This window comes from Pseudomonas sp. K8 (assembly GCF_014889455.1).
Taxonomy (GTDB): domain Bacteria; phylum Pseudomonadota; class Gammaproteobacteria; order Pseudomonadales; family Pseudomonadaceae; genus Aquipseudomonas; species Aquipseudomonas veronii.
In genome coordinates this window covers 129562-141874 of sequence record NZ_VJWO01000003.1, presented here as the reverse complement: position 1 = coordinate 141874, position 12313 = coordinate 129562, and the positions used below count along the sequence as shown (strand labels likewise).

At 62.7% G+C, this 12313-nt stretch carries 13 protein-coding genes; 10 read left to right on the top strand and 3 right to left on the bottom strand.

The genetic code is table 11. The features are described 5' to 3' along the window. Positions 1-4 precede the first annotated feature (4 nt). From INT12_RS03420 to hemN, 8 genes are all read left to right on the top strand, one after another. Positions 5-190: a CcoQ/FixQ family Cbb3-type cytochrome c oxidase assembly chaperone gene (locus INT12_RS03420; protein ID WP_016775513.1), complete on the top strand. Its 186-nt coding sequence runs from the start codon at positions 5-7 to the stop codon at positions 188-190. Continuing rightward, positions 187-1164: a cytochrome-c oxidase, cbb3-type subunit III gene (gene ccoP, locus INT12_RS03415; RefSeq protein WP_017845257.1), complete on the top strand. Its 978-nt coding sequence runs from the start codon at positions 187-189 to the stop codon at positions 1162-1164. The genes INT12_RS03420 and ccoP overlap by 4 nt, the downstream gene beginning before the upstream one ends. A 343-nt stretch (positions 1165-1507) precedes the next feature. Continuing rightward, entirely contained in the window at positions 1508-2923 is a 1416-nt protein-coding gene (gene ccoG, locus INT12_RS03410; RefSeq protein WP_017845256.1) for a cytochrome c oxidase accessory protein CcoG, read from the top strand. A 15-nt stretch (positions 2924-2938) separates the two neighbouring features. Continuing rightward, complete coding sequence (locus tag INT12_RS03405; protein ID WP_046489429.1) at positions 2939-3478, top strand: FixH family protein; 540 nt, start codon at positions 2939-2941, stop codon at positions 3476-3478. 115 nt (positions 3479-3593) lie between these two features. Beyond that, complete coding sequence (locus tag INT12_RS03400) at positions 3594-6044, top strand: heavy metal translocating P-type ATPase (RefSeq protein WP_079444493.1); 2451 nt, start codon at positions 3594-3596, stop codon at positions 6042-6044. A gap of 22 nt (positions 6045-6066) precedes the next feature. Next, the gene (gene ccoS / locus INT12_RS03395) at positions 6067-6285 is read left to right on the top strand and encodes a cbb3-type cytochrome oxidase assembly protein CcoS (protein WP_017845253.1); all 219 of its coding nucleotides are present in this window, start codon (positions 6067-6069) and stop codon (positions 6283-6285) included. Continuing rightward, entirely contained in the window at positions 6278-6961 is a 684-nt protein-coding gene (locus INT12_RS03390; RefSeq protein WP_046382455.1) for a sulfite exporter TauE/SafE family protein, read from the top strand. The genes ccoS and INT12_RS03390 overlap by 8 nt, the downstream gene beginning before the upstream one ends. 103 nt (positions 6962-7064) lie before the next feature. Continuing rightward, complete coding sequence (gene hemN / locus INT12_RS03385; RefSeq protein ID WP_017845251.1) at positions 7065-8447, top strand: oxygen-independent coproporphyrinogen III oxidase; 1383 nt, start codon at positions 7065-7067, stop codon at positions 8445-8447. 5 nt (positions 8448-8452) lie between these two features. Here hemN and INT12_RS03380 read toward each other — a convergent pair whose 3' ends face one another. Beyond that, entirely contained in the window at positions 8453-8950 is a 498-nt protein-coding gene (locus INT12_RS03380; RefSeq protein ID WP_193039565.1) for a hypothetical protein, read from the bottom strand. Between the two features lie 155 nt (positions 8951-9105). Between INT12_RS03380 and fnr the strand changes: the two genes are divergently transcribed. After that, the gene (gene fnr / locus INT12_RS03375; protein WP_017845249.1) at positions 9106-9840 is read left to right on the top strand and encodes a fumarate/nitrate reduction transcriptional regulator Fnr; all 735 of its coding nucleotides are present in this window, start codon (positions 9106-9108) and stop codon (positions 9838-9840) included. A gap of 81 nt (positions 9841-9921) precedes the next feature. After that, entirely contained in the window at positions 9922-10470 is a 549-nt protein-coding gene (locus INT12_RS03370; protein ID WP_017845248.1) for an adenine phosphoribosyltransferase, read from the top strand. 70 nt (positions 10471-10540) lie between these two features. Here INT12_RS03370 and recR read toward each other — a convergent pair whose 3' ends face one another. Continuing rightward, the gene (gene recR / locus INT12_RS03365) at positions 10541-11143 is read right to left on the bottom strand and encodes a recombination mediator RecR (protein ID WP_046489425.1); all 603 of its coding nucleotides are present in this window, start codon (positions 11141-11143) and stop codon (positions 10541-10543) included. 66 nt (positions 11144-11209) lie between these two features. Beyond that, on the bottom strand, positions 11210-12244 hold the full coding sequence (locus tag INT12_RS03360; RefSeq protein ID WP_046489424.1) for an NADP-dependent oxidoreductase: 1035 nt from the start codon (positions 12242-12244) through the stop codon (positions 11210-11212). Between the last annotated feature and the right edge of the window lie 69 nt (positions 12245-12313).

Genomic DNA, 12313 nt, shown 5'->3' with positions numbered 1-12313 from the left:
CTTCATGGATATCGGGATGATTCGTGGCCTGGGCACCGTTGTCGTGATGGTGGCCTTTATCGGCCTGGCGCTGTGGGTGTTCAGCCCCAAGCGCAAGTCGGAGTTTGACGACGCAACCATGCTGCCCTTTGCGGATGACCCCGAAGCCATCAAGCACGTCGAGCAAGCTTCTAGGAGTAACAAAGAATGACTACGTTCTGGAGTCTGTACGTCACAGTCCTCAGTCTGGGTACCATTTTCGCCCTGACCTGGCTGCTGCTGTCGACCCGCAAGGGCCAGCGCGCCGAGCAAACGGACGAGACCGTCGGCCACTCGTTCGACGGTATCGAGGAGTACGACAACCCACTGCCGAAATGGTGGTTCATGCTGTTCGTCGGCACCATCGTCTTCGCCCTCGGCTACCTGGTGCTATACCCCGGCCTGGGCAATTGGAAAGGCCTGCTGCCGGGCTACAACTACCTCGACAACGACAAGCAGACCGCCTTCGCCAACGGCCAGACCGGCTGGACCGGCGTGCATGAGTGGGAAAAGGAAATGGCCAGGTCGGACGCCAAGTTCGGGCCGATCTTCGCCAAATTCGCCGCGATGCCGATTGAAGAGGTTGCCAAAGACCCGCAGGCCCTGAAGATGGGCGGCCGTCTGTTCGCCTCCAACTGCTCGGTATGCCACGGTTCGGACGCCAAGGGAGCCTACGGCTTCCCCAACCTGACCGACGCCGACTGGCGCTGGGGCGGCGAGCCCGCGACCATCAAGGAAACCATCATGAAAGGCCGCCACGCGGTGATGCCGGCCTGGGCCGAAGTCATCGGCGAACAAGGCGTGGCCGACGTGGCGGGCTTCGTGGTGACCAACCTTGACGGCCGCAAACTGCCGGAAGGCGCCAAGGCCGACGTGGCCAACGGCGGGAAACTCTTCGCCGCCAACTGCGTGGCCTGCCACGGCCCGGCCGGTAAAGGCACACCCGCCATGGGCGCACCCGACCTGACTCACCCGGGCGCGTTCATCTACGGTTCAAGCTTCGCCCAACTGCAGCAGACCATCCGCTACGGCCGCCAGGGCCAGATGCCTGCACAGGAACTACTGCAAGGTAACGACAAGGTGCATTTACTGGCCGCATATGTTTACAGCTTGTCCCATGGGGATAAGAAGGCTCAAGAGCAGTAAGCTTCATCAGAAACACAAAAGCCCCGTACAGTACAAACTGGCGGGGCTTTTTTCTGGCAGCTATACGGGCCAATGAAATCGATGCGTTGATCGCCGCTACTGCTCTGGTTCATGGGTTAACCCATGGGACGAATGACCGCTCCACGCGCAAAAACCGTCCATACTTCACAAGTCAATTGATCCACGTCACCTACACCATCAATTGATTTCCCCCAACGCGACCAAAGGTCGCACCCTTTGCGCGTCATCGGGGGCGTATCATTACGCCACTGCAAGACCCTTCATTTGACCCCGACCGGCACGTACTGGCCGAGGCAAATCTCCACCGCCGTGGGATGCAATGATGAGCAAGCAAATACCGGTACAAGACGTTACTCCACCTGCCAAAAACTCCAACAACGGTGTCGACCTCTACGCGTCGCGAGAGAAAATCTACACCCGCGCCTTCACGGGCCTGTTCCGCAACCTGCGCATGCTTGGCGGCGCCGGTCTGTTCCTGCTCTACTTCGGCACGGTGTGGCTGAACTGGGGTGGCCACCAGGCCGTGTGGTGGGACCTGCCGGAACGTAAGTTCTTCATTTTCGGTGCGACCTTCTGGCCCCAGGACTTCATCCTCCTCTCGGGCATCCTGATCGTCGCGGCCTTTGGCCTGTTCTTCATCACGGTGTACGCCGGGCGCATCTGGTGCGGGTATACCTGCCCGCAAAGCGTGTGGACGTGGATCTTCATGTGGTGCGAAAAAGTCACCGAAGGCGACCGTAACCAGCGCATCAAGCTGGACAAGGCGCCGATGGGCGCCAACAAGTTCCTGCGCAAGTTCAGCAAACACACGCTGTGGCTGCTGATCGGTTTTGTCACCGGCATGACCTTCGTCGGTTATTTCTCGCCGATCCGCGAACTGGTGTTCGACTTCTTCACCGGCCAGGCCGATGGCTGGTCGTATTTCTGGGTCGGTTTCTTCACCCTCGCCACCTACGGCAACGCCGGCTGGCTGCGCGAGCAGGTGTGCATCTACATGTGCCCCTATGCGCGCTTCCAAAGCGTGATGTTCGACAAAGACACCCTGATCGTCTCCTACGACCCACGTCGTGGCGAAGTGCGTGGCCCGCGTAAAAAAGGCGCCGACTACAAAGCCCAGGGCCTCGGCGATTGCATCGATTGCACAATGTGCGTGCAGGTGTGCCCGACCGGCATCGACATCCGCGATGGCCTGCAGATCGAATGCATCGGCTGCGCCGCGTGTATCGACGCCTGCGACAACATCATGGACAAGATGGATTACCCGCGCGGCCTGATCAGCTACACCACCGAGCACAACCTGTCGGGGCAGAAAACCCACAAGCTGCGTCCGCGCCTGATCGGCTATGCGCTGGTATTGCTGGCGATGATGAGCCTGTTGGCCACGGCATTTTTCATGCGTCCGCTGGTGGGTTTCGACGTCAGCAAAGACCGTGTGCTGTACCGCGAAAACGCTGAAGGACGGATCGAGAACGTCTACAGCCTGAAGATCATGAACAAAGACCAGCGCGACCACACGTATGTGCTTGATGCTGCCGGGCTGCCGGACCTCAAGCTGCAAGGCCGCCGCGAAATCAAGGTGGCTGCCGGCGACATCGTCAGCATGCCGGTCGAACTGTCGAGTGCGCCGGAACAATTGCCGTCGAGCACCAACGAGGTGAAATTCATCCTCAAGGATGCCGATGACGCCAGCGTCCACATTGAAGCCAAGAGCCGATTCATCGGCCCACAAGTTCGTTAACGAGAGAGCTGAACAATGCCCGTAGCCACTGCCGCAAGCCCCTGGTACAAGCACCTCTGGCCCTGGATCATCATTGGTATCCTGGCTTGCTCGGTGACCTTGACCTTGTCCATGGTGACCATTGCAGTGAACAACCCGGACAACCTGGTCAACGACAACTACTACGAGGCCGGTAAAGGCATCAACCGCTCCCTGGACCGCGAACGCCTGGCCCAGACCCTGCAACTGCGCGCCAAGGTGCATCTGGATGAGCTGACCGGTGAAGTCGAACTGCACCTCACCGGCTACAGCAACCCGAGCACCCTGGAACTGAACCTGATTTCGCCGACTCAGCCCGAGAAGGACCGCAAGATCAACCTGGCCCGCAGCGACAGCGAACCCAGTCGCTACATCGGCCAGGTCACCGACAAGGTCGAAGGTCGGCGCTTCGTCGAACTGCTCGGCGTGGAAGGCGACAGGACCTGGCGCTTGTTCGAAGAAGAACAGGTCAACCACGACAAGGACTTGCTGCTCGGGGATGAACCGCTGCAGGGTGCTGAAGACCTGAAGAAGTAAACAGGCTGCGCTTCACGCATCGCGGGCAAGCCCGCTCCCACATGGACACCGCGATCCACTGTGGGAGCGGGCTTGCCCGCGATGAGGCCCTACCCGCCACCAAAGATCTAACGCCATGACCACCCCAACCCCCTGCTACCACTGCGCCCTGCCCGTTCCACCCGGTAGCCGCTTCACCGCCGTGATCCTTGGCGAGCGCCGCGAACTCTGCTGCCCGGGCTGCCAGGCCGTGGCCGAAGCGATCGTGGCGGGCGGGTTGGAAAGCTATTACCAGCACCGCAGCGAAGCCTCGGCCAACCCCGAGGCACTGCCGGTGCAATTGGTCGACGAACTGGCGCTGTACGACCGCGCCGATGTGCAAAAACCCTTCGTGCGCCACGATGGCGAACTGGCCGAAGCCACGCTGTTGATGGAAGGCATCAGTTGCGCGGCCTGTGGCTGGCTGATCGAAAAACACCTGCGCAGCCTGCCCGCCGTGGCGGAGGCGCGCCTGAACCTGTCCAACCATCGCTTGCAGGTACGCTGGGCCGACGGGCAACTGCCGCTGAGCCAACTGCTCAGTGAGCTGCGCCATATCGGTTACGCCGCCCACCCCTATCAGGCAGACCGCGCCGCCGAGCAATTGGCCGGCGAAAACCGTCTGGCCTTGCGCCAACTCGGGGTTGCCGGGTTGCTGTGGTTCCAGGCGATGATGGCGACCATGGCCACCTGGCCGGAATTCAATATCGACCTCAGCGCCGAACTGCACGTCATCCTGCGCTGGGTCGCGATGTTTCTGACCACGCCCATCGTGTTCTACAGCTGTGCGCCGTTTTTCAAGGGCGCCATGCGCGACCTGCGCACCCGTCACCTGACCATGGACGTGTCGGTATCCCTGGCCATTGGCGGGGCTTACCTGGCCGGCATCTGGACCGCGATCACCGGCGTCGGTGAACTGTATTTCGATGCGGTGGGCATGTTCGCGCTGTTCCTGCTGGCCGGCCGCTACCTGGAGCGGCGGGCCCGCGAACGCACGGCCGCCGCTACCGCGCAGTTGGTCAACCTGCTGCCTGCCTCATGCCTGCGTTTGAACGCTGAAGGCCAGAGCGAACGCATCCTGCTCCCCGAGCTGGCCCTGGGCGACCGCGTGCTGGTTCATCCCGGTGCCGTGCTGCCGGCGGACGGGGTGATTCTCGACGGCCAGTCGAGCATCGACGAATCCCTGCTCACCGGCGAATACCTGCCGCAACCGCGTCAAGTCGGCGATGCGGTAACGGCCGGCACCCTCAACGTCGAGGGCGCGCTGACCGTCGAAGTGCGCGCCCTGGGCCATGACACGCGCCTGTCCGCCATCGTGCGCCTGCTGGAGCGGGCCCAGGCCGAGAAACCGCACCTGGCGCAAATCGCCGATCGCGCCGCACAGTGGTTCCTGCTCGGCTCGCTGGTCGCCGCCGTGCTGATCGGCCTGTTGTGGTGGCAGTTGGACGCGTCGCGGGCGTTCTGGATCGTCCTGGCAATGCTGGTGGCGACCTGCCCGTGCGCGCTGTCGCTGGCCACGCCGACCGCCCTGACGGCCGCCACCGGCACCCTGCACAAACTCGGCCTGCTGCTGACCCGCGGCCATGTGCTGGAAGGCCTGAACCAGATCGACACGGTGATTTTCGACAAGACCGGCACCCTCACCGAAGGGCGCCTGGCGCTGCGTGCGATCCGCCCCCTGGGAGCGTTGAACAGCGACCAGTGCCTGGGCCTCGCCGCCGCCCTGGAAAATCGCTCAGAACACCCGATCGCCCGCGCCTTCGGGCGCGCGCCCCTGGCCGCCGACGAAGTGCTCAGTGCCCCCGGCCTCGGCCTGGAAGGCTGGGTGGGCGAACGTCAACTGCGCATCGGCCAACCGGGCTATGTGTGTGAACTCAGCGGCTGCCCGATCCCCGCCGCGCCGGATGAAGCCGGGCAATGGCTGCTGTTGGGCGACCGCGACGGCGCCCTCGCCTGGTTCGTCCTGGATGACCGCCTGCGCAGCGACGCCCCGGCCCTGCTGGCGGCCTGCAAGGCACGCGGTTGGCGCACGCTGCTGCTGTCGGGCGACAGTTCGCCGATGGTCGCCAGCGTCGCCGCCGAACTGGGCATCGACGAAGCCCACGGCGGCCTGCGCCCCGATGACAAGCTGCAAGTGCTGCAACAACTGCACAAAGAAGGGCGCAAAGTGCTGATGCTCGGCGACGGGGTGAACGATGTGCCGGTGCTGGCCGCCGCCGATATCAGCGTGGCCATGGGCTCGGCCACCGACCTGGCAAAAACCAGCGCCGACGCGGTGCTGCTGTCCAACCGCCTCGACGCCCTGGTGCAAGCGTTTACCTTGGCGCGGCGCACCCGTCGGGTGATCATGGAGAATCTGCTGTGGGCCGGGCTGTACAATGGCCTTATGCTGCCGTTTGCCGCGCTCGGCTGGATCACGCCGATCTGGGCCGCGGTCGGCATGTCCCTCAGTTCGTTGACCGTGGTGCTCAACGCCCTGCGCCTGACTCGCCTGCCGAGCGCGCCGACCGCCAGCACCCCCTCAGTAACCCGCCCGTTGCCGGCTTGAGCCGCGCGGGCATGGAGTGCAGATGCCAGCTTTATACGTGATGATTCCGGCGGCGCTGCTGATTGTGGCCATCGCCATCTACATCTTCTTCTGGGCGGTGGACAGCGGCCAGTACGACGACCTCGACGGCCCGGCCCACAGCGTGCTGTTCGACGATCAGGACCCAAACCACCTGGCCGCCGTCGACGAGGCCAACAGCCCCGAGCCCCCGGCCGCCCCGAAAGATCCGCCCCATGCTTGATCTGGCGCCGCTGCTGGTCTCCGCGCTGATCCTTGGCCTGCTGGGGGGCGGCCATTGCCTGGGCATGTGCGGCGGCCTGATGGGTGCGCTGACGCTGGCGATCCCCAAGGAACAACGCAGCCGCAGGTTCCGCCTGCTGCTCGCGTACAACCTGGGGCGCATCCTCAGCTACGCCACCGCCGGCCTGCTGATCGGCCTGGCCGGCTGGGCCGTGGCCAACAGCCCGGCGGCGATGTTCATGCGCGTGCTGGCCGGCCTGCTGCTGATCAGCATGGGCCTGTACCTGGCCGGCTGGTGGAGCGGCCTCACCCGCATCGAAAGCCTCGGTCGCGGCCTGTGGCGGCACATCCAGCCGGTTGCCAACCGTTTGCTGCCGGTGTCCAGCCTGCCCCGCGCCCTGCTGTTGGGCGCGCTGTGGGGCTGGTTGCCGTGCGGGTTGGTCTACAGCACCCTGCTGTGGGCCGCCAGCCAAGGTAATGCGCTGGACAGTGCGGTGCTGATGCTGGCGTTCGGCCTGGGTACCTGGCCAGTGCTGCTGGCGACCGGGCTGGCCGCCGAACGCGTCACGGCATTGTTGCGCAAACGCAGTGTGCGTACCGCCGGCGGCGTGCTGGTGATTCTGTTCGGTATCTGGACCTTGCCCGGCCCCCATCAGCACTGGCTAATGGGCCACTAAAAGGCCATGTGGCATAGCGCCGCTCCCCGTTGACGCAAATCAAGATGCCATATCCGCCACGCCCCTAGACTCGGCCGACTAGTCTATCCGGGGGAACGCCCGCATGCTCGACGCCATTCGTTGGGACAGCAACCTGATTCATCGCTACGATTTGGCGGGGCCACGCTACACGTCCTACCCCACCGCAGTGCAATTCGACAGCCAGGTCGGCTCCTTCGACCTGCTCCACGCCCTGCGCGACAGCCGCAAGGCTGCACGCCCGTTGTCGCTGTATGTGCACGTGCCGTTCTGCGCCAACATCTGCTACTACTGCGCCTGCAACAAAGTCATCACCAAGGACCGCGGCCGCGCCCAGCCCTACCTGCAGCGCCTGGAACAAGAGATCCAACTGATCGCCTGCCACCTCGATCCGAAACAGACCGTGGAGCAACTGCATTTCGGCGGTGGTACCCCGACTTTTCTCAGCCATGACGAACTGCGCCAGGTGATGGCCTGCCTGCGCAAGCATTTCAACCTGCTCGATGACGATTCCGGCGACTACAGCATCGAGATCGACCCGCGCGAAGCCGACTGGGCAACCATGGGCCTGCTGCGCGAGCTGGGCTTCAACCGCGTCAGTATCGGCCTGCAAGACCTCGACCCGGAAGTGCAACGGGCGGTCAATCGCCTGCAAAGCCTGGAAGAAACCCGCGCCGTGATTGATGCCGCGCGCACCTTGCAGTACCGCTCGATCAATATCGACCTGATCTACGGCCTGCCCAAGCAAACCCCGATCAACTTCGCGCGCACCGTGGAAGAAGTGATCAAGTTGCAACCGGATCGCCTGTCGGTGTTCAACTACGCGCACTTGCCGGAACGCTTCATGCCTCAGCGGCGGATCAACGCCGATGACCTGCCGTCCCCGGCGGCAAAACTGCAGATGCTGCAAACCACCATCGAACAGTTGACCGACGCCGGCTACCGCTACATCGGCATGGACCACTTCGCGCTACCGGACGACGAATTGGCCATTGCCCAGGAAGAAGGCACCCTGCAACGCAACTTCCAGGGCTACACCACCCACGGCCATTGCGACCTGATCGGGCTCGGGGTGTCAGCCATCAGCCAGATCGGCGATCTGTATTGCCAGAACACCAGCGACCTCAATAGCTACCAGAACGCCCTGGCCGACGCGCAACTGGCGACCAACCGCGGCCTGGTCTGCACCACGGACGATCGGTTGCGGCGGGAAGTGATTCAGCAATTGATCTGTAATTTCAGCCTGACATTCGAGCAGATCGAACAGGCGTTCAATATCGATTTTCGCGGCTACTTCGACGAGATCTGGCCGCAACTCGAAACGATGGCCGACGACGGCCTGATCGAACTGGACGCACAAGGCATTCGCGTTCTACCGGCCGGGCGGCTGCTGGTGCGCTCGGTGTGCATGGTGTTCGATGCCTACCTGGAACATCAGAACCGGCAGCGCTTTTCGCGGGTGATCTGAAGGTTCTATGCCATCGCCAGGGAGGCCGCCTTCATGGCGTCTTCGCTGCTCAGGCCTTTCATGGCTTTGGCCAGCGAGGCTTGCGCGGTCACCAGGCTCGCCTGCAGTGCGCTGAGTGAGGCTTGCAGGTTGCTGGCCTTGACCCGCGCCTGGTCAGGCGTCAGGCTCGTGTCCGCCATCACTGCAGCCAGCTCGGCCTGTTTCTTGGCGATCTGCTCCTTGATCTGACGGATCATTTTCAGCGTCTGCTGAATGTTATCCGGCAAGCCACTCTCTTCGATATCGCTGTTGGCTTTCTTCGCGGTACCCGCAGCCTTCAATGCCGCTCCGGAAATAGTCACGGTCACGCCCTCGACCGCCTTGGCCGGACGCAGCGGCGCCGACGTGGCGTCCTCAAGTGCTTTGGCTGCCTTGGCTTCTTTAGCCTCCGCCACCAGGTCCTTGGGCTCGCGAACCGCCGGAACCGGCAGCTTGGCAGCAGAGTTTTCACCAATGGAAAGCATGATGTGAGCCTCCAGGCTCTAAGGGACACTGACTTGTATCGGCATCGATACAATAATCTTTATCCCGGCATCGGTTTTTCGTCCATGCTGGCCTCTTCTACCCACAGTGCGTTACCCTTATGTCTTATGTGTGTTTTCCCACAAGGATTTAAGAAATGTCCGAGCCCGTTAAGCTGCGCGCTAACAGCCAGGCCCATTGCAAGGATTGCAGCCTGGCCCCCCTCTGCTTACCACTTTCATTGAATCTGGAAGACATGGATGCGCTGGACGAAATCGTTAAACGTGGACGCCCACTGAAAAAAGGCGAGTTTCTATATCGCCAGGGCGACAAGTTCGATTCTGTCTATGCAGTACGTTCGGGTGCATTGAAGACCTTCAGCCTGAGCGACAGTGGCGAAGAGCAGATCACCGGCTTCCACCTGCCGAGCGAGCTGGTCGGGTTGTCGGGGATGGACACCGAGATTCATCCGGTGTCGGCTCAGGCACTGGAGACCACATCGGTGTGCGAAATTCCTTTCGAACGCCTGGACGAACTGGCCCTGCAATTGCCGCAACTGCGCCGCCAACTGATGCGTGTCATGAGCCGCGAGATCCGGGACGACCAGCAAATGATGCTGCTGTTGTCGAAGAAAACCGCCGACGAGCGCATCGCCACCTTCCTGGTCAACCTGTCGGCGCGGTTCCGTGCCCGTGGTTTCTCGGCCAACCAGTTCCGCCTGAGCATGTCGCGCAATGAAATCGGCAATTACCTGGGCCTGGCGGTGGAAACCGTGTCCCGGGTATTTACCCGTTTCCAGCAGAACGAACTGCTTGCCGCCGAAGGCAAGGAAGTACACATCCTCGACCCGATCCAGCTGTGTGCGTTGGCGGGCGGCTCCCTGGAGGGCTGATCCAGAGACTTGCGGCCGCGCCAATCGGCCAGGCCGCAAGGTATACTTCGAGTCCGTTTTCCGCCCCTGGACTCTGCGACGATGACCTTCGATTCGTTCGACATCAAATCCCTGATCCGCCCTGTCATCGACTTCCCCAAGCCTGGGGTGATCTTTCGTGACATCACGCCGCTGTTCCAGTCGCCCAAGGCCCTGCGCCTGGTGGCCGACACCTTCGTCCATCGCTACGTCGAAGCCGATTTCAGCCATATCGGTGCGATGGATGCCCGGGGTTTCCTGATCGGCTCGATCATCGCCTACCAATTGAACAAACCGCTGATCCTGTTCCGCAAACAGGGCAAGCTGCCGGCCGACGTGTTGGCCGAGGGTTACCAGACCGAATACGGCGAAGCCTTCCTCGAAGTGCATGCCGACAGCCTGTGTGAAGGCGACTCGGTGCTGATCTTCGATGACCTGATCGCCACCGGCGGCACGCTGATCGCCGCAGCAAACCTGGTGCGGCGCATGGGCGCGAAGGTGTTCGAAGCGGCGGCGATTATCGACCTGCCGGAACTGGGTGGCACGCAACGCCTGGAAGATATGGAGATTCCGACGTTTTGCCTGACGCAATTTGCGCTGAGCGAGCGTTGAGGATTATCACCGACACCACACAGCCCATGTGGGAGCAAGCCCCCTCCCACACTTTGTCCTGCCGCGTGGCTTAAAGCGCGATGGGTTTGCGACCGGCAAACGAATGCGCCAGGGTGCCGCCGTCCACCAACTCCAGCTCGCCACCCAGCGGCACACCGTGGGCGATCCGCGATGTGATCAGGCCTTTGTTGCTTAGCAGTTGGGCGATGTAATGCGCAGTCGCTTCACCCTCCACGGTCGGGTTGGTGGCCAGGATCACTTCAGTAAACGTGCCCTGCGCTTCGATCCGCGCCACCAGTTGCGGAATGCCGATGGCTTCCGGGCCCAGGCCGTCCAACGGCGACAGATGGCCTTTGAGCACGAAATAGCGCCCGCGATAACCGGTCTGTTCCACCGCGTACACGTCCATCGGCCCTTCCACCACGCATAACAGCGTGTCATCGCGACGCGGGTCGGCGCATTGCGGGCAGAGTTCTTCCTCGGTGAGGGTGCGGCACTGGCGACAGTGACCAACGCCCTCCATGGCCTGGCTCAAGGCCTGGGCCAACCGGGTGCCGCCGCTGCGATCACGCTCCAGCAGTTGCAGCGCCATGCGCTGGGCGGTTTTCTGGCCGACACCGGGCAAAGTGCGCAGGGCGTCGATCAGTTGGCGAATCAGGGGGCTGAAGCTCATGGGCGAAGGGTCCGACAAAACAACGAGACGCGGTTTATACCCGCGCCCCGGATTAGCGTCAAATGCTCAATCCTGCGCGACGCGCACCACCAACTTGCCGAAGTTGCGTCCTTCGAGCAAACCGATAAAGGCTTGAGGCGCGTGTTCCAGGCCGTCGACCATGTCTTCGCGGAACTTGATCTTGCCGTCGCGTACCCACGGCGCCATGGCGCTGAGGAATTCCGGCTGGCGATCGCCGTAGTCATCGAACACGATAAAGCCCTGGATACGCACGCGCTTGGTCAGCAAGGTGCGTTGCAGCGCCGGCAGTCGATCAGGGCCGCTGGGCGCTTCATGGGCGTTATAGCCGGCGATCAGCCCGCATAGCGGGATCCGCGCCTTGGGGTTGAGCAGCGGCAGCACGGCATCGAACACCTTGCCGCCGACGTTTTCAAAGTAGATATCCACGCCCTTGAAACAGGCCAGGGCCAATTCATTGGCGAAGTTCTCGCTTTTGTGGTCGATGCAGGCATCAAAGCCCAGCTCATCCACCACGTAACGGCACTTGTCGGCCCCGCCCGCGACACCCACCACGCGCAGGCCCTTGAGCTTGGCCACCTGGCCCACCACCGAGCCCACCGCACCGGACGCGGCCGCCACCACCAGGGTTTCGCCGGCCTTGGGCTGGCCGATGTCCATCAGGCCCATGTAGGCGGTCATGCCCGGCATGCCCAGCACGCCCAACGCCATCGACGGGCTGGCCAGACCGTTGGGCACCGGCATCAGGTTGCGACCGTCGCTAATGCTGTGGCTTTGCCAGCCGGTGGAGCCGACCACCAGGTCGCCCGCTTCGAATTTCGGGTTGCGCGACTGCTCGATACGGCTGACAGCGCCACCCGTCATCACTTCGTCGATTTCCACCGGAGCGGCGTAGGACGGTGCATCACTCATGCGCCCGCGCATGTAGGGGTCGAGGGACAGGTACAGCGTCTTCAACAGGACTTGGCCGTCTGCCAGTTCCGGCAGGGTCACACGTTCGAGGCGGAAGTTTTCCGCGGTTGGCGCGCCGTGAGGGCGCGAGACCAGGACAATGCGCTGGTTAAGCATCGGTTCTTGAGGCATCGGGGGGCTCCGTTATCGAGGGTCGAATTCAATGGCATCAAGTGCAGACACTGGCCAAGGCACCGAGGT